The sequence below is a fragment of the Bacillus sp. MUM 13 genome, assembly GCF_001866725.1.
Lineage (GTDB): Bacteria > Bacillota > Bacilli > Bacillales > DSM-1321 > Peribacillus.
Map to the genome: position 1 here is coordinate 1 of NZ_MLYQ01000125.1, position 21,643 is coordinate 21,643.

General features: G+C 41.0%; 20 protein-coding genes and 1 pseudogene. 16 read left to right on the forward strand and 5 right to left on the reverse strand.

Translation table 11 applies throughout. The features are described 5' to 3' along the window. Nucleotides 1-431 precede the first annotated feature (431 nt). Nucleotides 432-854 (forward strand): NUDIX hydrolase, encoded by a 423-nt coding sequence (locus BIV59_RS20890; protein ID WP_346417529.1) that lies wholly within the window; start codon nucleotides 432-434, stop codon nucleotides 852-854. A 616-nt stretch (nucleotides 855-1,470) separates the two neighbouring features. Here BIV59_RS20890 and BIV59_RS20895 read toward each other — a convergent pair. Both BIV59_RS20895 and BIV59_RS20900 read right to left on the reverse strand, forming a co-directional pair. Then, nucleotides 1,471-2,373 carry a DMT family transporter gene (locus tag BIV59_RS20895; protein ID WP_071353397.1) on the reverse strand — a complete coding sequence of 301 codons (903 nt, stop codon included), beginning with the start codon at nucleotides 2,371-2,373 and terminating at the stop codon, nucleotides 1,471-1,473. Then, nucleotides 2,374-2,772, reverse strand: a complete 399-nt coding sequence (locus BIV59_RS20900) for a reverse transcriptase-like protein (protein WP_071353398.1) — start codon at nucleotides 2,770-2,772, stop codon at nucleotides 2,374-2,376. Nucleotides 2,773-3,069: 297 nt separating this feature from the next. On the opposite strand from BIV59_RS20900, the gene BIV59_RS20910 reads away from it, so the two are divergent. From BIV59_RS20910 to BIV59_RS20920, 3 genes are all read left to right on the forward strand, one after another. Beyond that, on the forward strand, nucleotides 3,070-3,723 hold the full coding sequence (locus BIV59_RS20910; protein ID WP_071353400.1) for a reverse transcriptase-like protein: 654 nt from the start codon (nucleotides 3,070-3,072) through the stop codon (nucleotides 3,721-3,723). A 121-nt stretch (nucleotides 3,724-3,844) separates the two neighbouring features. Then, on the forward strand, nucleotides 3,845-4,030 hold the full coding sequence (locus tag BIV59_RS20915) for a zinc-finger domain-containing protein (RefSeq protein WP_071353401.1): 186 nt from the start codon (nucleotides 3,845-3,847) through the stop codon (nucleotides 4,028-4,030). Between the two features lie 96 nt (nucleotides 4,031-4,126). Continuing rightward, nucleotides 4,127-5,116, forward strand: a complete 990-nt coding sequence (locus BIV59_RS20920) for an HD-GYP domain-containing protein (protein ID WP_170846216.1) — start codon at nucleotides 4,127-4,129, stop codon at nucleotides 5,114-5,116. Between the two features lie 110 nt (nucleotides 5,117-5,226). Here the strand turns inward: BIV59_RS20920 and BIV59_RS20925 are convergent, their stop codons facing one another. Continuing rightward, the gene (locus BIV59_RS20925) at nucleotides 5,227-5,700 is read right to left on the reverse strand and encodes an Rrf2 family transcriptional regulator (protein WP_071353403.1); all 474 of its coding nucleotides are present in this window, start codon (nucleotides 5,698-5,700) and stop codon (nucleotides 5,227-5,229) included. A gap of 168 nt (nucleotides 5,701-5,868) precedes the next feature. Between BIV59_RS20925 and hmpA the strand changes: the two genes are divergently transcribed. After that, a complete protein-coding gene (hmpA, locus tag BIV59_RS20930; protein ID WP_071353404.1) occupies nucleotides 5,869-7,089 on the forward strand; it encodes an NO-inducible flavohemoprotein in 1,221 nt (406 codons plus the stop codon). Between the two features lie 155 nt (nucleotides 7,090-7,244). Beyond that, on the forward strand, nucleotides 7,245-7,688 hold the full coding sequence (locus BIV59_RS20935) for a YflT domain-containing protein (protein ID WP_071353405.1): 444 nt from the start codon (nucleotides 7,245-7,247) through the stop codon (nucleotides 7,686-7,688). Nucleotides 7,689-7,826: 138 nt separating this feature from the next. Here the strand turns inward: BIV59_RS20935 and BIV59_RS20940 are convergent, their stop codons facing one another. Beyond that, nucleotides 7,827-8,396: a histidine phosphatase family protein gene (locus BIV59_RS20940; protein WP_071353406.1), complete on the reverse strand. Its 570-nt coding sequence runs from the start codon at nucleotides 8,394-8,396 to the stop codon at nucleotides 7,827-7,829. 280 nt (nucleotides 8,397-8,676) lie between these two features. Between BIV59_RS20940 and BIV59_RS20945 the strand changes: the two genes are divergently transcribed. The 4 genes from BIV59_RS20945 (at nucleotide 8,677) to BIV59_RS20960 (ending at nucleotide 12,923) form a co-directional block, all read left to right on the forward strand. After that, nucleotides 8,677-10,836, forward strand: a complete 2,160-nt coding sequence (locus tag BIV59_RS20945; RefSeq protein WP_071353407.1) for a DNA topoisomerase III — start codon at nucleotides 8,677-8,679, stop codon at nucleotides 10,834-10,836. A 97-nt stretch (nucleotides 10,837-10,933) separates the two neighbouring features. Next, entirely contained in the window at nucleotides 10,934-11,362 is a 429-nt protein-coding gene (mntR, locus tag BIV59_RS20950; RefSeq protein ID WP_071353408.1) for a transcriptional regulator MntR, read from the forward strand. Between the two features lie 168 nt (nucleotides 11,363-11,530). Continuing rightward, entirely contained in the window at nucleotides 11,531-12,238 is a 708-nt protein-coding gene (locus BIV59_RS20955) for a class I SAM-dependent methyltransferase (protein ID WP_071353409.1), read from the forward strand. Nucleotides 12,239-12,245: 7 nt separating this feature from the next. Continuing rightward, entirely contained in the window at nucleotides 12,246-12,923 is a 678-nt protein-coding gene (locus tag BIV59_RS20960; RefSeq protein ID WP_481747455.1) for an AIM24 family protein, read from the forward strand. 94 nt (nucleotides 12,924-13,017) lie between these two features. On the opposite strand, the gene metA is transcribed toward BIV59_RS20960, so the two are convergent. Beyond that, the gene (metA, locus tag BIV59_RS20965) at nucleotides 13,018-13,926 is read right to left on the reverse strand and encodes a homoserine O-acetyltransferase MetA (protein WP_071353411.1); all 909 of its coding nucleotides are present in this window, start codon (nucleotides 13,924-13,926) and stop codon (nucleotides 13,018-13,020) included. A 218-nt stretch (nucleotides 13,927-14,144) separates the two neighbouring features. Between metA and BIV59_RS20970 the strand changes: the two genes are divergently transcribed. From BIV59_RS20970 to BIV59_RS20995, 6 genes and pseudogenes are all read left to right on the forward strand, one after another. Continuing rightward, the gene (locus tag BIV59_RS20970; RefSeq protein ID WP_071353412.1) at nucleotides 14,145-15,845 is read left to right on the forward strand and encodes a formate--tetrahydrofolate ligase; all 1,701 of its coding nucleotides are present in this window, start codon (nucleotides 14,145-14,147) and stop codon (nucleotides 15,843-15,845) included. 331 nt (nucleotides 15,846-16,176) lie between these two features. After that, nucleotides 16,177-16,725 (forward strand): hypothetical protein, encoded by a 549-nt coding sequence (locus tag BIV59_RS20975; protein ID WP_071353413.1) that lies wholly within the window; start codon nucleotides 16,177-16,179, stop codon nucleotides 16,723-16,725. Nucleotides 16,726-16,810: 85 nt separating this feature from the next. Beyond that, nucleotides 16,811-17,299 carry a glutathione peroxidase gene (locus BIV59_RS20980; RefSeq protein WP_071353414.1) on the forward strand — a complete coding sequence of 163 codons (489 nt, stop codon included), beginning with the start codon at nucleotides 16,811-16,813 and terminating at the stop codon, nucleotides 17,297-17,299. Nucleotides 17,300-17,667: 368 nt separating this feature from the next. Further along, nucleotides 17,668-18,299: pseudogene (locus BIV59_RS20985) on the forward strand (HD domain-containing protein). Beyond that, the gene (locus BIV59_RS20990; protein WP_071353415.1) at nucleotides 18,296-20,176 is read left to right on the forward strand and encodes an ABC-F family ATP-binding cassette domain-containing protein; all 1,881 of its coding nucleotides are present in this window, start codon (nucleotides 18,296-18,298) and stop codon (nucleotides 20,174-20,176) included. Before BIV59_RS20985 ends, BIV59_RS20990 begins: the two are co-directional and overlap by 4 nt. Nucleotides 20,177-20,264: 88 nt before the next feature. Then, a complete protein-coding gene (locus BIV59_RS20995) occupies nucleotides 20,265-21,413 on the forward strand; it encodes a conserved virulence factor C family protein (RefSeq protein WP_071353416.1) in 1,149 nt (382 codons plus the stop codon). The last annotated feature ends 230 nt before the right edge of the window (nucleotides 21,414-21,643 follow it).

Here is a 21,643-nt window from a genome sequence, read left to right on the forward strand (position 1 = left end):
CTGAAAAAATCCATATGCCCCGGGAAACAGCTAAGAATCTGCATAATTGGCAGACCATACAAAAAGCCGTACTTATTCTTAAGGAATAAGTACGGCTTTTTGTATGTGTTCATTCTTTTTACACTGTTTTTGCCTTTCCTCATATCATTACTTGGCACATATTACACTTCATTAACAGCGGTTGACTCGCAGGGATAATTATCTGCGCTATCTGATCCCTTTGCCATGATGAGACAATAGATATCCTTATAAGGACAAGGCTTGATTTATAATTGTATTGGCTTCATTGGAACCGTTTAATATAAATAGACGAATCTAATATTTGATGAGTTGGTTATTACTTGTGGCTTTAAGAAAATTATCAAAATTATTAATTTATTTTATAGTACAATGGTATTCTTGTCACAAAAATATACATAAGGAGTTTAGCAATGGAAAAGTGGGATTTATATGATAAGCATCGTAAAACAATAGAGAAACAAATAACTCGTGGAGATGAAATGACACCAGACGAGTTTCATTTAGTAGTACACGTATGTTTATTTAATTCAAAAGGAGAAATGCTCATTCAGCAACGTCAGCCCTTTAAGCAAGGGTGGCCGAACCTTTGGGATATCACTTGTGGCGGCAGCGCAATTGCAGGCGAGACAAGTCAGCAGGCTGCTTCAAGAGAGTTATTCGAGGAGTTGGGGATTCACTATAACTTTGAGAAGAAGCGTCCACAATTTACTATTAACTTTGAACGTGGCTTTGATGATTATTATTTAATTGAATATGACTTTAATTTGAATGAATTGAGGCTGCAGGCCGAAGAGGTACAAGCAGCAAAATGGGCTTCTAAAGAGGAAATTTAAAGCTAATCGAACAAAAAAAATTTATACCTTATTATGAGAGTATTATTGCATTTCTTTTTGAAGGTCGACATCATTATGGCTCTATTCGTCTTTAAATGAAACGTGCAAGGGATTCCAACATATTCCTTCACTAAAACTTTAAATAAAAGTTTGGGGACGTTTTTCTTTATTTCGTTCATATTCAAATACAGTTTCTTATGCACAATTATTTGAAGTTATATATAACCAGATTTTCAACAATGTTCAAAAGAAACTGCACTAATCACGTTTTAAAAAAAAGTTGCATTCGAAGCCGGTTCCATAATATCATCAACCTTTTCCCTTAACATAGCATTATATATTAGGTGAGACCCCGAGAGGCAAGCGTCAAGGAGGCTTAAAGGATGCTCAGCGGAAAACGAAGCATCCTGCAGTGGAGATCAACCGGAAAGCTAAAGACTTTTTCAGTGGCTTGTTTAATAATCCAGCTCCTGCTGTCCAGGTGGATACCGTTTTTATCAATCTAGCTCCAGCGCCTAGCTTGCTGTGCAAAAGATGTTTTGTCCCCTGAAGGCAAAGTACGCCTTCTGGGCCAAAACCCTATTTGCTTCGCAAGCTGACCAGGCGCTTCCGCTTTTTATACCGCTTTTGAGGCTGGTGATTTGGCAGGGAGTTCTGCAGCGACCATTCCCAGCAGGATAAGGATGCATCCAAGAAGGGAAATGACGGTTAACTTTTCTCCTGTAACAATGAAGGATGTGGCTGCAGCAAAGACTGGCTCCATGGCAAAGATAAGTGCCACACGAGTTGGAGATGTATAGGCCTGGAAATATGTCTGTGCAAAAAAAGCAAATGCAGTGGCAAGTATCGCGCAAACCATCAATGCCGTCCATACGTCTGTTTTTAAGAAAATAGCCGGATTTAAGGCATGTGATGATCCTTTAAACATCAGGCTGGATAGAGCTGAAAGAAACGCCGTTGTTAATACTTGTATCATTGTAAGCGGAAGTGCCGGATGAAGTCTGGCATATTTGGCTTTCGCGATGATTTGCATGGCGAAGCTTACTGCACAGAGAAAAACCAGGAAATCTCCAGCATTAAAGGATGATTGTCCTGAAGCGGTCATTAAATATAGCCCTGCTGCGGCTGAAACGGCTCCAATAACTGTATTTCTGGAGAGCCTTTGCTTGAGCAGCAAAAGAGAAAATACCGGCACCATGATAACGCTAAGCCCTGTAAGAAACCCTGCTTTTGATGGTGTTGTATAAAGCAGGCCATATGTTTGAAATGCGTAACCTAAAAAAAGCCAGATGCCTATTTTGCTGCCTGATAAGAATAATGATTTCGTCCAGACTGCTGGCCGTTTTCTATTCAGTGCAAGATAACTTATTAGGAGGATGATAAAAGCCGCAAAAAAACGGATGCTGTTAAAAGTGAAAGGATCCAAAAAAGAAATGGCGTTTTGGACCATAACAAAAGTGGCGCCCCAAACAAACACAACAAATAATAAGACGATATCTGCAAGCGTGTTTTTATTCATTTAACTATCCCTCGGATTAAGGCGGATGGCTCTTCTTGCAAGTTCATCAGCAGATTTATTTTCTATGCTTGGAATCCATTTTATAAAAAATAAATCCAGCTCCCTGGTCAATTTCAAAGCTTCCTCCAGCAGTGGCGCATATCGCTTGTTTTTTGCAAATTCTTTTTCCATCGCGCTGTTTATTAGCTGCGAATCAGTCCTGAACGAAACAGTGCGGAATCCTTTTGAACAGCAGATTTTTAACCCCTCTATAAGTGCATGGTACTCTGCCTCGTGATTTTCCATTTCGCCAAGCGGAATGGCATGCCTTTCAATTGTTCCGTTATTATTTATAAAGATTCCGGCGCCGCTTGGGCCCGGGTTGCCAGCGCTTGCTCCGTCGATGTATACTTCTATCATGCTTTTCTCCTTCCTTTATCCTCTATTAAGCCTTCTTTTTTGATTATATTGTTGGAAAGAATCCATATAACTATGAGAAAATAGAGTGAATCATCCTGTAGCTGCTTTTTGCCAGTTTGCGGTAAACTTCCATGTCATTAAAAACAGCTCCATAAGAGGATTGCAGTTCCACATGTAAATTATAGACTTTAATCTGTAAAATGGGGATAAAATATAAAAAGTTTATAAATCCGCCTTTAGAGGAATCACATTCCAAACGGGCACTTCATCCGTAAAGGGAAATGGAGATGAAAAATCATGAAGGTCATTATGCAATGGACTTACGGTGCGGCAAAAAAGCCATCCGCCACATTTACTTCAGACTGGGTGGATGCAAAGCAGGCTTTAATTATCGCGATGGATCTTGAAAAATCCGGCAGGCTGAAGCATATCGAGTTCCAGGATGAAATCGGGACGGTCTGGACCAGGAAAGAGCTTACAAAGCTTCTTGAAGAAACAGCCGCAGAGCCGCAGGATGCCACGGTTTATTTTGATGGAGGATTTCAAAAAGAAAATGGGTTATCCGGAATCGGTGTGGTGATATATTATACACAAGGAAAAAAAGAAATGAGGCTCCGTTCAAACCGTCTTTTTCATGAACTGCAATCGAACAATGAAGCCGAATCGGCAGCGCTGATGGAAGCCGTTAACATGCTTGAGGAGCTTGGTGTGCATCATCAGAAGTGCACCATTAAAGGAGACTCCCAGGTAGTAATCAATCAGCTTAAAGGAGAATGGCCTTGCTTTGATGACGTTATAGGCAAGTGGTTTGACAGAATTGAAGATAAATTAAACAAGCTCGGCATTAAGCCAGAGTATGAACATATTCCAAGAAAAGAAAATCATGAGGCTGATAAACTTGCAACTCTTGCACTTAAAGGCGAGAGCATTAGTTCCAGGCTCGCTTTATAATAAGGCCCTGTTAAAGTATAAGCTGATTGTATCATGGAAGCAGAGGAAGGCGTGAAGCGCGAACATAAGCGCTTTAAAATCAGCATACAAAACAGAGCCTAAAATAAAAAGGAGAAGCGGTATGGATAGAAAAAAAGTGTTTGACGATGTGGATGAAATCCTTGTTTCTTACTGCAAGGATTGTTTTGTATATAAACAGTTCAGAAAAGAAAGAGGCAGGGGCTATGCCCATAAATTCTGCATTTCACAATGCACGGTAGGAGAACAACTTCAAAAGGCAGGAAGCAGGCTGAAAAATAATCTTTAATCTGTACAGCTTCCTATAATTTCCCTTACAAAAAATAATAAAATTTGTTATTATTGTAAAAAAAGAGAATTATATGGAAAAGGGTTGGGAATGAAGATGGCATCCGAATTTAACCGAATGAATCCGCCTCTTACTATACCGGATATTGATACAATGATTCTGCAGCTTAAGAAAAATAAAGAGTACAGGTATTATCCATTATTGGATACAAAAATGGATAACAGAAATGCGAAAGAGAAAATTGCTGAAATATCAATGGAAATTGAAACAGCTTCAAAGCAAATCAGTGAAATTTTTCATTATGTACAGCGTACCGAAACTGTTCCTCTGCAGGAAATAAACCATGCCATCATTCCTACCATCACTAAGGCAGCAGAAATTCCGCATATTTATTACCTTTTCAAGGAGATGCTTGAGAAGGATGAATACACTTACAGGCATAATATTTGTGTAGGCATCATTTCAACCTATATTGGAAAATGGCTGGGATTAACAGGAGAGGCACTGACAGAACTTACGCTTGCTTCTACCCTGCATGATATCGGAAAAACCAAGATTAAAAGCCATATCCTTCATAAACCAGGCAAACTTTCGGAAAAGGAATACGAAGAAGTAAAGCTTCATACCGTCTACGGCTATGAGCTGCTTAAAAAGGTCCCAGGCATCCCGCCATCGATACCTCTTACTGCTTTATCGCACCATGAAAGGGAAAACGGGGAAGGGTATCCCTTCCGGCTAAAAGGAAAAAATACAAATTATTTTGCCAAGATCGTTGCGGTGGCTGATGTATTTCATGCGATGTCTTCTGACCGTGTATATCATGAAGCCATTCCTTTTTATCATGTTATCAGGCAAATGAATGAGGATGCGTTCGGAAAGTTCGATCCGTCCATCCTCCTTGTATTTTTGAATAAAATTATGGATTCTCTTGTTGGAAAGCAAGTCATGCTAAGCAATAAGATCCAGGGGCAGATTATTATGATCAATCCTTATGATCCCATTCATTCCCTGGTAAAATCCGGCGAAGACATCATTGACCTGAATAAGGAGAGGGAAATTAAGATTGAAAGGGTACTGAGTGAATAATGCCCAAAGAAAAGCCAGAAGCCGGGAAACCCCGGCTTCTGGCTTTTTTTGTTTATTTCAAAATAAAAGAATATCCAAATTGCGATTTTTCTTCGCGATCTTCATTTAGGTTATGTGGATAAATCAGTACGTCCTGGTCTATTCGCTCCGTACATTTCAAAGTAATCGCGGAGCATCGGACTGTTTTCTGTGACATCTTCAAGGCTATATCCGTCGAGCACCTGCAGGAAGGATTCAAGCGCCTTATTAAACACATATTTTAAGGAGCAGACAGGTGCTATGGTACAATTTTCGCTATGGTTTTGAAAACATTCAACTAAATAAAAGTCTTCCTCTGTTTTACGGATGATCTCGCCGATGTTGATCTCGGCAGGTGACTTTGCCAGTCTGATGCCGCCATTTCTGCCCCGGATGGTTTCTATATATCCGAGCTTCCCAAGATTGTAGATGATTTTCATTAAATGATTTTTTGAAATGCCGTATACCTCAGCTATTTCTTTGATATTTACAAGCTTATGGTTCTGGTTTGTCGCTAAATATATTAATACCCGTATGGAGTAATCCGAGTAGTTCGTTAAGCGCATAATGTTCCCTCACAATCTCTATTATCATAATCATAGCATAAATGTGAACAAATTTTAAACGTTGATGTTCAAAAGGGAAAAAGATGTATTTATAATATTGCTTTTCGGATATTTAAAAGCTATCATAAACATGTATTTAAAATACTTATTAAAAAAGAGGGATTGTATATGCTAGCCCAAAAAACCATTGACATCATCAAATCCACTGTTCCCGTGTTAGAAGTTCACGGTACAGCAATAACGACTGCGTTTTATAAAAATCTTTTTGAAGCACACCCAGAGCTTTTAAACATTTTTAATGGAACAAACCAGAAACAAGGACGCCAGCAAACCGCATTGGCAAATACAGTACTTGCAGCTGCTAAATATATTGATAAATTAGAAACAATCATTCCTGTAGTTACACAGATTTCCCAAAAACACCGCAGTTTAGCAATAAAACCTGAGCATTATCCGATTGTAGGAGAGCATTTGCTTGGGGCTATTAAAGAAGTGCTTGGAGAAGCGGCAACTGATGAAATCATCGGTGCATGGGGTGAGGCATATGGCGTCATTGCCCAGGTATTCATTGACATCGAAGATAATATGTACAAGGAAGCCGCAAAACAGCCTGGAGGATGGAAAGAGTATAAGGAATTCAAAATCATCGAAAAAGTGAAGGAAAGCGATGTAATTACATCATTTTACCTGCAGCCTGCAGATGGCTCACAATTGCCTGTGTTCAAGCCGGGACAATATATTACTATCAGAATTTCCATACCGGGAGAACAATACTTGTTTAACCGTCAATATAGCTTATCTGCTGCACCCGGGCTTCCATATTTCCGCATTTCTGTCAAAAAAGAAAGTGAACCGAACACACCTGAAGGAATGGTTTCAAATGAAATGCATAAAAACAGGAATATTGGCGATACCATTGAAATAACGGCTCCAGCAGGCGATTTCACTTTAAATGATCATCAGACTCCGGTTGTACTTTTAAGCGGCGGAGTTGGAATCACACCTTTCATGAGCATGATAAACAGCATTGCCAAGAATGCTCCAGACCGTAAAACTGCATTTGTCCATGCATCAAGAAACGGTAAATTGCAGGCATTTACAGAAGAGCTGCAGTCTCTTTCTGAAACAATGGATCATGTTTCCTTGTCATACGTTTACGAAAATCCTTCTGAAGAAGATAAGCAAAACCGATTCTTCAGCAAACAAGGTTATATTGATGCTGCCTGGCTAGAAGAAAATGCGTTCTTAAAAGATGCCGATTATTATATTTGCGGCCCGGTTCCTTTCTTGCGCGCAATGATTTCTAATTTAAAACAGATTGGTGTTCCAGGAGAAAAAATTCATTTTGAATTCTTCGGTCCTGCGATGAATCTTGAAACTGAAGCGTAAAAATATTTCTGGCAAAATAAACTGTAAATAGACCCTTTTCTTCTGGAAAAGGGTCTATTTTTTGTACAACAGCAGAATGGATGGCTTTTAGTGATTAATTCCAACTTCAAAAGGGTAATAACATAATAGATTACACACTCAAAGGAGAGAAAGTCATGGTAAAAAAAATTATTGGGGCATATGAAAATGAAGAGCAGGCAATTGCCGCTATTGAAAAATTAAAAAATTCCGGATATACAGAGGATGAAATATCAGTCGTTGCAAAAGATATGAAAAAATTAGACGAACTTGAACCTGAAGCAGAAAAGGTTTCTGCAAAAGGGAAGGACGGGATGATGACAGGAGTGGCGGCTGGAGGTGCAATCGGCTTAACAGGATTTTTTGTAGGAATGGACACCTTTTTAATGACCGGCATTGGGCCGCTTCTTGCAGCGGGCCCTATCTTCGCCACAATTGGAGGAGCTGCAGCAGGACTTGCTTCAAAATCAGGCGGACTGGCAGATACCTTACAGGACATGGGAGTCGAAGAGAAAGAAGCAAAGTCTTATGAAGACGATGTGAAAAACGGGAAAATACTCGTTATTACGGATGAAAAATAAAAAAAACCGGCTATTAATATCTGACCAAAAGCTTGCACCTGCCAAAAAGTGCAGGCTTTTTTTATGAAAGGGTGCTATTGGTTAATAGTCATGAAATTAACTGAATCATTTTTTTTGAGAGTTTCTTCCCGTATAGCACTAATTAAAAAAAGTATAAGTTATAGAATTCCAATGTTTAAAGTTTGTTTTCTTCTTTCCATTCCACCCCCTTTTTTTGAGTTCTTTTCCAACCAGCATATTAAAAAAACCATGTCCCACCAACACTGCGTTATGATGCTCTTTTGCACTCTTAATTAAAAAATCCGCAGCCTTTTCAGCCCTCATACCCGCTTCTTTTAAAGATTCGCACCCACTTGAATAACCGCAGAACCATAAGCTCCGGAAAATCACTGCCCAAATACTTGCCTTTAATTTTATTCCCCCTAATTTTACTAATGGAATGGGTAATGTTGTTTCTCGGAATAAAGGGTATGAAATAACCGGTATATCTGGCCTTAAATACTTCGCAGACTCAACAGCCCTTTTCAAATCACTTGAAATCACAATATTTGCTGCACCTATTTTTTTGAGTGTCACAGAAGGATAAGATTTTTCCTCAAACACACCATTACAATCATAGTTCTCAACCCACTTTTTAAATTCAATACAAGTCATTGGCATATTTTCTATCCAAAGGGATCTGCCATGTCTTATTAATGTAATTTCCATATGACACCTCTAATAAATTAGTAAGAAAGTATTTCGTTTATATATTACGTTAATGAACATTAAACTTAACAAGTGCAGATTATCATAAGTTACATTCGTATATCAAAAATATTCTTCAACAGGTCTAACCAAAAAAGGTATAATAAAAGAGAAATGCCAAAGCGCCCGTACAGTGAAAAAAGAACACTGCGTTCTGCGCATAAGCAGGGTTACCTTTCTATGTGGCTGCCAGCTTAAGGCAAATAAAAATGACTATTTTATAAAGCTCAGGTGAATGTGGATGAAATTAATAATCGCTGAAAAACCTGATCAAGGTTTGACGTTATCAAAACAGTTTAAAACAAAAAAGCATTTAGGATATATTGAAATTCTGCCAAATGAACTTTTTGGCGAAGGTGCCTTTGTAACGTGGGCAGTGGGACATTTGTGCCAGCTCGCTGCTCCTGAAAAGTATCATTCAGAGTGGAAAAAGTGGTCCCTTGAAACACTTCCAATTATACCGGAAAGATTTCAATATGAAGTGACAAAATCAAAAGCCAAGCAATTTAATATAGTAAAGTCTCTAATCAGAAAACCCGAAGTGAAAGAAATTATCCATGCGGGTGATGCGGGGCGGGAAGGAGAGCTGATTGTCCGGAATGTCGTGAATTTAAGCGGTGTAAATAAACCGATGAAGCGCTTATGGATATCTTCTCTTACACCAAAATCGATTTATGAAGGCTTTAGCAGCCTGCTTCTGGAAGAGGATACAAGGAGTTTGTACCATGAAGCCTATACAAGAGCCTGCGCGGATTGGATTGTAGGCATGAATGCTTCAAGAATATACAGCATCTTGCTGAAAAAGCAAGGTATGTCAGACGTCTTTTCAGCAGGCCGGGTCCAGACACCTACGCTCGCCCTGATTGTAAAAAGGGAAAAAGAAATTGATGAATTTGTTTCAAAGCCATTTTGGGAAGTGATTGCAGGATTTTCCATGAATGGAAATAAATACGAGGGCAAATGGCAGCAGAATAACGAATCCAGAATAAAAACGAAAGAACTTGCAGAGAAGATTGCAGCATTCTGTAAAGGGAAAACGTGCGGAATTGCTGAACTGAACACAGAAAGAAAGGAATATCAGCCGCCATTGCTTTTTAATCTTTCTTCCCTTCAGGCTACAGTGAACAAAATGTATAAATTTTCTCCTAAAAAGACTCTTGATGTGGTACAGAGCCTGTATCAGAAAGGGATCGTTTCATATCCGCGATCAGATTCCAGCTATGTAACGAAAGGGGAAGCAGAAAGCTTTCCAGACATTCTGCACAAGCTGGGCAGCCTGCCAGCCTATGAATCTCTATTTCCTGTGCCAAATGCTTCTATTATGAATAATAAACGTTTTGTGAATGAAAAAAAGGTTACCGATCACTATGCCATCATTCCGACTGAACAGGTCACAAATCCCGAAAGATTGCCAGAAGATGAAAGGAAGATTTATGACCTTATCATAAGACGCCTGATTGCTGCCCATTACGATCAGGCTATATTTGATTACACCACAGTAAAAACCATGGTAGATAAGAGGGCTGAATTCATATCAAAAGGAAAACAGCAAATTCAGGAAGGGTGGAGGAAGGTCATCTTTGCCCTTGATAAGGAAGATGATGACATCTTGCTCCCGCTGCTCAGTGAGGGTGAAGAGGGAACTGTCAGCAAAATTAAGGTGAAAGAAGGAAAAACCCAGCCCCCTAAGCGCTATACAGAGGGACAGCTTATTACTTTAATGAAAACAGCAGGAAAGCATCTGGACAATGAGGAACTGGAGAAGGTCCTGATGAAGACTGAAGGCCTTGGGACAGAAGCGACCCGGGCAGGCATCATAACCATGCTGAAAGACCGCAAGTATATTGATGTGAAAAAAAATCAGGTATTTGCCACTGATAAAGGAAAAGTCCTTATCACGGCCATTGGAGATAAAATTCTTGCTTCTCCTGAAATGACGGCCAAGTGGGAACAGCGCCTTCACGAAATCGGCGAAGGCAAAGCATCTCCAACCGTTTTTATGGAGGCTGTAAAAAAACTTTCCTCCAAAATCATTTCCGATGCAGTAGATTTATCCAAATCATGGGATTTCAATGGTCTGGATACAGATTCCATCCAGCGCAAAACCGCCAAAAGAAGCGGCGGTTCCATTGGGAAATGCAGACTTTGCGGAGGCAATGTGGTAGATAAAGGGGAATTTTACGGCTGTTCAAATTATAGCAAAACGAAGTGTTCTTTCACTTTATCCAAAAAAATCCTATCTATCAAGATCACTAAAGCAAACTTAAAAAAACTGTTGGATACAGGTGAAACAGAATTGATAAGCGGCTTTAAAAAGGGAGAGAAAGCCTTTGACGCCTTTTTATTCTGGGATGAAGGGGCAAAGAAGATCTCCTTCAAATTCCCTTCAAAACAATCATAATTTGCTTTGGCTGCTATGGCGGCCAAAGCACTTTCTTGTTTCATTGAAGTATTTATAGTAAAATTTGATTGATATGTGTTGAATGGGAGGATACGGGATGCCTACACCGAGCATGGAGGATTATATCGAGCAAATATACATACTTATCGAAGAAAAAGGTTACGCACGGGTTTCTGATATAGCAGAAAACCTGTCAGTACACCCTTCCTCCGTCACTAAAATGGTTCAAAAACTGGACCAGGAAAAGTACCTGGTATATGAGAAATACCGTGGTCTTGTTTTAACCGCGAATGGCAAAAAAATCGGAAAAAGACTGGTTTTCCGCCATGAATTATTAGAGCAGATGCTAAGGCAGCTTGGCGTGAAAGAAGAGAATATCTATAGAGATGTTGAAGGAATCGAGCACCATCTCAGCTGGGATGCTATTGACAGAATCAGCGATCTTGTCCAGTACTTTGATGAATCACCTATACGCCTGGATGAATTAAGAGCCATTCAAAAACAAAATGAAGAACCTGAAGAATAAAGCTGCGATAGCGGCTTTTTTTATTTTAGGTGAGATGTAAATGTATAAAAATTCGAAAAATCAGTTTCCTGTTTCTGTATAGTATTCTGCAAATCTTTCAGAAAAAACAGTTAAAAAGAAGATTTTTCCTGTTAAAATAAACATAAATCGACGGAAGGAGAGGGTTGGGTGAATCAGGATAGCTGGCATGGGGAAGCAGAAAAATTATGGAATTCATATTCAGATCAGTGGAAAAGCAATTCAGGAAATATGTGGGAGAAGGGAAGCAGGAAGGATATACTTCCCCTCATCACAAAGCATGTACAAAAAGGAGCAGAAGTCTGTGACCTTGGCTGCGGGGATGGATATGGTTCACTAAAGCTTGCTGAGGCGGGTTTTAAGGTAGCTGGAATGGATTTTTCCAAGGACATGATTACAGCGGCCAGGGAGCTTGCAAAAGGCCATGGGAACCCGGAATTTATTCAGGGAGATCTTGCAGCCATGCCTTTTCATGATGAGCAGTTCGATGCGGCGATGGCGATAAACTCCATTGAATGGACTGAATCACCTCTTATGGCTTTAAAGGAAATGAATCGGATTTTAAAGAAGGACGCTATTGCCTGTATTGGAATTCTTGGCCCAGCAGCGGCCCCAAGGAAGGCACACAGCTACCGTAGGCTCTATGGAGAAAAGACCATCATGAATTCCATGATGCCATGGGAATTTGAACGTTTGTCTCTGGAAAACGGATGGAAGCTTGTGGACGAAATGGCTGTTGTAAAGAAGGGGGCAGAAACGGAAAAAATAGCCCATCTGCCAAAAGAACTCAAACAGGCGGTTTCGTTTATGTGGCTATTCATCTTAAAAAAATGCAGTGGAGATGAAAAAAGTGAATAAGTACAATATGGATCAATTTATCAGCGAAACAAAACAGGAAGATAAGGGCGAGGGGCTGTTTGAGCTTGAAACTCCAAGGATACTGGAAATAAACCTGGAAGATCAAATATGGGCGAAAATGGGTTCTATGATTTCGTATTTAGGTGATATGAAATTCAAAAGAGAAGGCCTGCTTGAGCATGGTATCGGAAAAGTATTTAAAAAGGCCTTGTCCGGTGAGGGGACATCTCTGATGAAAGTGACTGGAAAAGGCAAGCTATATCTGGCAGATCAGGGAAAAACCATAAAAATCCTTCAATTGCAGGGTGAATCTATTTCAATTAACGGAAATGACTTGCTGGCTTTTGAGAAACAGCTGAATTGGGATATTAAATTGATGCGCAGAGTGGCTGGGCTTCTTTCTGGCGGACTGTTCAATATCAAAATGGAAGGAACAGGGATGGTGGCTTTCACCACTCATCATGAGCCCCTGACTTTGGCCGTGGAACCCGGGAAGCCGGTTTATACCGATCCAAATGCCACAGTAGCCTGGTCTGGCCATCTGCAGCCCGAGTTTGTGACAGATGTTTCTCTTAAAACATTTTTTGGAAGAGGCAGCGGCGAGTCCATCCAGATGAAATTTGAGGGAAATGGATTTGTGGTCGTCCAGCCGTTTGAGGAAATATATCCTTCCGAAAAAAGCTGATGCGAGGTGTTTATTTACATAAATGCGGCAGGAATAGTGCTGAAATTTCTGCCGTTTGAGGCTGCACTGAAAATTCATGTGCAGCCCTTTTTTGCTAATCCCATTCATAAGGAGTTTCCTGGTAAACATAATAATTAAGCCAATTAGAGAATAAAAGGCTGCAATGGCTTTTCCAGCGGTGCAGGGGAGCTCTCTTTGGATCATCTTCAGGAAAATAATTCTCGGGAAGCTGTGTGTTCTGTCCTCTCTCTAGATCACGGTAGTATTCATCTGCGAGTGTTTGAGCATCATATTCGAGGTGCCCGGTAATCATAATGTTTTTCCCATCCTTTGAGGATGCAAGCAGCACACCTGCCTTGTCTGATTGTGCAAGGATATTCAAGTCAGGATGTTTCTTCATTATTTCAAGATCAATATCGGTATACCTTGAATGCGGGGCAAGGAATACATCATCAAATCCCCTGACCAGTTTTTCATGGGGTTTTAGTATTTTATGCGGATATACTCCGAAGCACTTTTTTGGAAGCTCATATTTCTCGATACCATAATGGTAATATAAAGCTGCCTGCGCACCCCAGCAAATATGCAATGTGGAGGTCACGTGAGATTTGGTCCATTCCATGATGTCATTTAGTTCGTCCCAATAGTCCACGTCTGTATAGGGCAGCTTTTCCACAGGGGCTCCTGTAATGATCATTCCATCAAACTTCTTTTCCCGCACATCAGAAAAAGGTTTGTAGAATTGGTCCAGATGAAGCTTGTTTGTTGTTTTGGCTTCATGGGAAACCAGCTTTAAAAAGGAGATATGCACCTGAATAGGAGTATTGCCTAAGAAACGGAGCAATTGTGCCTCGGTTTTTTCTTTTTCCGGCATTAAATTTAAGATCAGGATATTCAATGGCCTGATATCCTGCGTTTGTGCACGAGCCTCGTCCATTACGAAAATATTTTCTCTTTCCAGAATTTCTTTGGCCGGAAGCTGTCCGGGTATTTTTATTGGCATAATGCCCTCCTTTTTGTGTGAATAGTTAAAATATAATAAATTCATTATATAGAAAAAAGTAGTGAACATCACACGTTTTATATTTTTTCCAGGAAATAAATAAAATTGACAGACGAAAAGGGAAATGCGAATATTATATAAAATTTATTCTTTTTTATTCGTCTGCAGACTATTGCAGCTGAATTTTTTATCCTGCTGAACCTATACATAATCAGAAAATGGAGGAATTTAGATTGAATTCAGCGAAAACCGTGAAAACTGACATAGAAATAGCCCTGGAAGCAACAATGGAAGAAATAAACATCATTGCCGGAAAAATTGGCTTACGTGAAGATGATATTGAACTGTACGGAAAATATAAAGCGAAAATATCTTTTGATAAACTGAGGGAGCTGGAGAAAAATCCTGATGGTAAGCTTATCCTGGTGACATCTGTCAATCCTACCAGAGCGGGGGAAGGCAAATCAACCGTTACAGTCGGCCTCGCTGATGCCCTCCAAAGAATCGGAAAAAAAACGATGATTGCCATGAGAGAGCCGTCTCTCGGGCCTGTTATGGGGCTGAAAGGGGGCGCAACTGGAGGGGGATATTCTCAGGTGCTTCCCATGGATGAAATCAATCTTCATTTCACAGGCGATATCCACGCCATCACAGCAGCCAACAATGCTCTTGCAGCGATTGTGGATAACCACCTGCAGCAGGGAAACTCCTTGAATATAGATTCCAGGAAAATACTATGGAAAAGAGCACTGGATATGAATGACCGTGTCCTGCGCAATATTGTTGTAGGTTTAGGCGGGCCGGCGAATGGAGTGCCAAGAGAAGATGGGTTTGATATCACGGTTGCATCAGAAATAATGGCTGTATTATGTTTGGCAGAAGACTTGAAAGATTTAAAAGAAAGACTTTCAAGGATGGTTGTAGCCTATAATTTGTCCGGCGGGCCAGTTACGGTGAGTGATCTGGGGGCACAGGGCGTTCTTTCCCTGCTGCTAAGGGATGCCGCAAAACCGAATCTTGTTCAATCTATTGAACATACTCCTGCTCTCATTCATGGCGGCCCTTTTGCTAATATTGCCCATGGCTGCAATAGTGTCATCGCTACAAAAGCTGCACTGAAATTAGCGGACTATACAGTGACAGAAGCAGGATTCGGGGCAGACCTAGGCGCAGAAAAATTCCTGCATATCAAAGCCAGGAGTGCAGGCATTAATCCTTCAGCTGTCGTCATTGTATGCACAATCAGGGCATTAAAACTTCATGGCGGACTTGATAAAGAGGGTTTGACAGAAGAAAATCTGCCGGCATTAACGGCCGGGTTTGAAAATCTGCGCAAGCATGCAGAAACAATTTCAGCTTTTGGCCTTCCATTTGTAGTAGCCTTGAATCGATTCACAGGAGATACTGAAAATGAACTGAAAGTATTTTCACAGCTTTGCAGTGATCACCAAATGCCCTTCTCTTTGACAGAAGTTTGGGAAAGAGGCGGGGAAGGCGGCGCCGAGCTTGCTGAAAAATGCTTGGAAATCATGAACGAAGACAGGAACTATAAGCCTTTATACGAGCTTTCACAAAGCCTTGAAGAAAAAATCAAGACAGTTGCCAAAGAGGTCTATGGAGCAAAAGATGTTGATTTTAGTTCAACAGCCAGAAAACAGCTTCAGCAGTTTGAGGCGGAAGGCTGGGGGAATCTGCCTGTCTGCATCGCAAAAACGCAATACTCGCTCTCTGACGATCCAGGCAAGATCGGCCGCCCTGAGAATTTCACATTGAATGTGCGTGAGCTCAAACCTTCTATAGGAGCGGGTTTCATCGTTGTGCTGACAGGAAAGATTATGACCATGCCCGGCTTGCCGAAGCGGCCCGCTGCCCTGAATATGGATGTAGATGAATTCGGTCAGGCAAAAGGGCTTTTTTAGAAAGGCTCTTTACTTAAAGGTTGTTAATTTTTAATTGTCCTGTGAAGCGATCCTGTTGTTAAACACGGTTGATTGGAGTGTAAGGTGCGAGACTCCTGTGGGATTAGCGGGAAGGTGAGACCCCGCAAGCGCAGCTGAGGAGGCTCACCGCCCGCCCTACGGAAAGCGAGCATCCTGGAGCGGAAATCAACCCCTTGTTCAGGTAGCAACAAAGTTTACGAAAACAGCCATTAGAAAAAACTCAGTTGAAGTGTAACGATAAGCAGGAAAGAGAGAAACCTGGCAATAATGGAAGTTTGATAAATAAACATGAAAGAGGTGAAGCCAGACTTTGTTTGATCCAACTGCATATGAAAACATGAAGGTAGTTATTGAGGGAGCTTTTTACGATAGAGATCTTGAAGGGGAAATAGCTGTAACAGGCAGGCAGGATATCATGAACCTTGCCGACCTTTCAAGGAAATTCTCGATTGAAATGGAACTCAAAGAACACATGCAAATACGAACTTTAAAAGGCGGAATGACGATTGAGGCAAGCCTGGAAAATCTGGGCTCCGAGCTTTTGCAGCCGATACTGAATGAAAGTCAGGCAGGCTGCTCTGTCCGTATCTTTATTTCTTTTCCCTATCAGCTCAAGCAGCAGGAAATCGGCGGGCTGATGGCGCTGCTGTCAGATATATGGGGAGAAGAACGGCTGATTGAAATAACCTCTTCAAAGGTAACCGAAAGCCGATCAGAAGCTCATGAATTTCTTACAAATGCCTCGATTTCTTTCGGGAGGCTCGTTGCAGAAGACCAGCTGGATGACCTTCTGGATATGATTGACTATTTAATAAGGTCTTTGGAAAAAATCCATTCCTTCCTTGCTGTTTCCCTCTAGAGCATCAGAAGAATGCTGATATTGGCAATTTCCTTTCATGGTAGGATAAAATGGTTGTAACGTAATGCGAATGGGGGAAGCAAGTATGTCAATTTATGAATTTGAAGCAGAGAGAATTAATGGTGAACAGTTATCAATGAAAGAATATGAAGGTAATGTTCTCCTGATCGTGAATACAGCAAGTAAATGCGGATTTACCCCTCAATATGGAGAGCTGGAAGAACTATATAAAAGGCACGGTGATGACCGGTTTTCTGTCTTGGGTTTCCCGTGCAACCAGTTTCTTGCACAGGAGCCTGGCGACAATCTTGAAATCGATTCATTTTGCCGGCTTAACTATGGTGTAACATTTCCCATGTTTTCAAAAGTTGATGTAAACGGGAAAAATGCTCACCCTCTTTTCAAATATTTGACAGATCATGCTCCAGGAGTCATGGGCTCCAAAGCCATTAAGTGGAATTTCACGAAGTTCCTCATTGATAGAGACGGCACCATTGTAAAACGTTATTCGCCAAGCACCAAGCCTCTGGAAATAGAAAACGATATCCAAAAGCTGCTGGAGAACAAAGAATAAACCGGAATGCCAAAAAGTCTCCTGGATCTGCATATCCAGAGGCTTTTTTTATATGGCTGTTTTCGTATACTGTGCTGTTATGGAACAAGGTAGCTGATCTCCGTTCCAGCTCTGATCAGATGCGCCTCCGTAATCTCCGCACCTTACGCTTCACTTCCTGATTTAACAAAGGGTTCGTCTTACGGAAGTCATTAAAAAACACCCAGGTCTCTACAAGCCTTTACAAGGAATAATTCCGTCCTATATATGAGCGGAATGCTGAATCAGCATGTGCAATCGTCAGGAATTTACGTATGGCCTGTCCTCTTTACCTGAAAAAACATGATAACCATGGTAAAATGGAAGGGATCTGAATAGAGGAGAATACCATGGAAAATTATTATATAAAATCAGCAGAGGCTTTCGTGAAAGAGCAGCTTGGTGAAGACAAAAGCGGACATGACTGGCACCATATCGACAGGGTCAGAAAGTTATCTCTTTTCATTGCCGGCAAAGAGGCAAAAGGAAACAAAACCATTATTGAACTGGGTGCATTGCTGCACGATATCCCGGATGGGAAATTAAATGACTCTGAAGAAATTGGCTGGAAGAAGCTCCGCAGCTGGTTTGCCGAAGCCAAACTGGACGGGGATACCATACGTAGAGTGGAAGAAATTATTTCATCCATATCTTTCAGTGCCAAAAAAGAGACACTTCCCTCCATTGAAGCAATGATCGTACAAGATGGAGACCGGCTTGATGCGATAGGGGCAATAGGCATAGCAAGGACATTTGCCTATGGAGGGGTAAAAGGGCAGCCAATCTATGATCCTTCCATTGCAGTCAGGGAAATGTGGTCGAAGGAAGAATACCGCAGCGGCAAAAGCTCGTCCATCAATCATTTTCATGAAAAACTGCTGACCCTGGCAAGCAAGCTTAATACAGAAACTGCAAAAGAAACCATGACTATATGGAGAGCTTTTTAAAGCAATTTTATAAAGAATGGGATGTAAGATTATGAAAGTTTTCAGCATGGAAAACCTGACCAAAACGCACGGAGAAAAAACACTATTTAAAGATATTTCCTTTTCAATAACCGAAGGAGATAAAATTGGGATCCTTGGCATAAACGGAACAGGAAAGTCCACTCTTTTGAATATCATTGCCGGAATGGAAGATATTGATGAAGGCACAAAGGATCATCCAAATGATTATACAATTTCGTACCTGCCCCAGGATCCTGATTTTGACGATAGCCTGTCGATCATGGAATATCTGTATGAAAGTGATACGCCTGTATTTACTGCAATTAAACAATATGAAAAAACGCTGCTGCTTCTTCAGGAAAATCCTGAAAATCAGGATATCCAGGAAAAGCTTTTAAAACACCAGCAGCAAATGGATGAGCTTAATGCCTGGGAAACCAGTGCAAGTGCAAAGACCATTTTGACAAAACTTGGCCTTCCGGATTTTTCAAAAAGTATTTCTGTTTTGTCTGGAGGACAAAAAAAACGGGCTGCCCTTGCAAAAGCCCTTATTGAGACTCCTGATCTGCTGATTCTGGATGAACCGACAAACCATCTGGATTATGAAAGCATTAAGTGGCTGGAAGAGTATACGGCTAAATATGCCCGTTCCGTAATCTTTGTTACCCATGACAGGTATTTTCTGGACCATGTATCAAGCAAAATCTGGGAAATTGCCCAGGGCAGCCTTTTTGAATACAAAGGAAACTATGCAGATTTTCTTGAAGCAAAAGCTATCCGCGAGGAAAATGAAGCAGCTGACAGATCTAAAAAAGAGAGTCTCTTCAAGAAGGAATTGGCTTGGATCAGAAGAGGGGCAAAAGCGCGGTCTACAAAGCAAAAAGCAAGGATACAGCGGTTTGATGACCTGGAGGAGAAAGTCAGGGATAAATCAAAAACCGCCAGCCTGGAAATAGAATTGAGCGGCAGCAGATTGGGGAAAAAGGTTCTGGAGCTGATCAATGTCTCAAAGGCCTATTCTGATAAAATCATCCTTAAAGATTTTTCATTCTTATTTAAACCTGGCGATAGAATCGGAATTGTAGGAAGAAACGGCACCGGGAAATCCACACTGCTAAATATCCTTGCAGGGCGCACGGATATTGATTCAGGAGAACTTGAAAAAGGGCAGACAGTAAAGATTGGTTATTATACCCAGGAAAATTCTGATATGGACGAAAACATGAGAATGGTCGAATATATCAGGGAAACGGCAGAAAGCATTACACTAAAAGATGGAAGCATCATATCGGCTGCTTCCATGCTTGAGCGGTTTTTATTTCCGATGGGAACCCATGGCACTCCTATCAGGAAGCTTTCCGGAGGAGAAAGGCGCCGTCTGTATTTACTTAAAATCCTGATGTCAGCGCCGAATGTACTGCTCCTTGATGAGCCGACCAATGATCTTGACACCCAGACACTGACCATTCTGGAAGATTATTTGGAGCATTTCTCTGGAGTTGTGATAACTGTATCGCATGACAGGTATTTTCTTGATAAAACCTGCCATCAGCTGCTTGTGTTTAAAGACTTTGCTAAAGTTGATTTTTATTATGGAAGATATTCCGAGTTTCTGGAGGAAAAAGAAGAGACTTCACCACTTGAAGTTAAAAGTCAGGCTGCAGCCCAGCAGCCGCGTACAGAGAAGAAAAAGAAAAAGCATACCTATCAGGAAAGCAAGGAATGGGAAGAAATTGAGGGGAAAATGGAAGAAGCTGAAGAGCGCCTAAAAGCAATCACAGCTGAAATGGCAGCGGCCGGAAGTGAATTTGAAAAAGTCAGGCTGCTATTAATTGAAGAAACAGAGCTGAATGAAAAACTGGAGCACATGATGGAGCGCTGGGAGTACTTAGCTGAAAAGCTGGAAGATTGAACGGCATAAAGATGGTTTATTGAACCTGACGGATACTTGTCCGGGAAGCTTTATGATTAAAATGAAGAGATATAAAGGAGTGTGTCATTTGAATATAAAAAATATAGAACCTACGCCAAGCCCGAATACCATGAAAATTATCCTCACAGAGGAACTGCCTGCAGGACGAAGCAATAATTACAAAAAAGGCCAGGCAGAACATGCACCAATGCTTATTCAGGACATTTTAAACATCGAGGGTATCAAAGGTGTCTACCATGTGGCTGATTTCCTTGCTGTAGAAAGAAATGCCAAATATGATTGGAAGGATATTTTAATTAAAGTCCGCCAGACATTCGGGGAGGATACATCCTCAGAATCCGCTGGCAGCAGTATTCTTGATCATTATGGTGAAGTTGCTGTTTCAATACAGCAATTCAAGGGTATCCCCATGCAGATAAAGTTGAATGACGGAGAACAGGAAAAAAGGTTTGGGCTTCCTGCGTTTTTTTCAGATGCAGTGGCGAAAGCTCAAAAATCTGACGACAATGTCGTTATGCTGAGAAAGTGGAAAGAGTATGGAGTGCGTTATGGAGATATGGACGCAATCGGCGCTGAAGTAAGTGAAGAGATCATGGCTGCCTACCCAAAAGAACGCCTTGAGCAGCTTTGGAACAATGCACAAGCAAGCAATAAGGGTAAGGAAATTTTGGCAAAAAGACCTCAGGCAAAGCTAACGGAAGAGGTTCTTGCTTGCGAAAATTGGGAAAAAAGATATCAGGTGCTGGAACAGATGGCCAGCCCGTCCGCTGAAGATATACCGCTGCTTGAAAAAGCGCTGGATGACGAAAAAGTATCGATCCGCAGGCTTGCAGTTGTGTATTTGGGCATGATTGAAAATCGTGCTGTGCTTCCGGGCCTATATAAAGGGCTTAGGGATAAAAGTGCTGCAGTAAGAAGAACGGCGGGTGACTGCTTATCAGATTTAGGATTCGACGAGGCTATGGATCAAATGGCACATGCACTCAATGATAAAAGCAAGCTTGTGAGATGGAGAGCAGCCATGTTTTTGTATGAATCCGGTGATGAGCGGGTATTGCCTGCCCTGAAACAAGCAGAAAACGATCCTGAATTTGAGGTGGCCATGCAGGTTAAGATGGCTATCAGCAGGATTGAAAATGGCGAAGAAGCAAAAGGTTCCGTCTGGAAGCAAATGACAGAATCCAGACAGAACGGAGAAAATAAGCCAGTACTATAGAAATTTCGAACTGCAGCTCAATTGTCAGGTTTCCGGACAATTGAGCTGCAGTTTTTTTATGCTCTGCAATCGTTCTAAATGGAAAGAAGATACGTTCAGTGTGTGCAGATAATCTGAAGTGTAAACCAGCAGATATGATTACTTTAGCCTGTTTTCATATGTAAACCCTTTCAAAAAAATAATAGAGAAAAAACGGCAATAATTATTGAAATTATCAGAAAAGTTCTCTA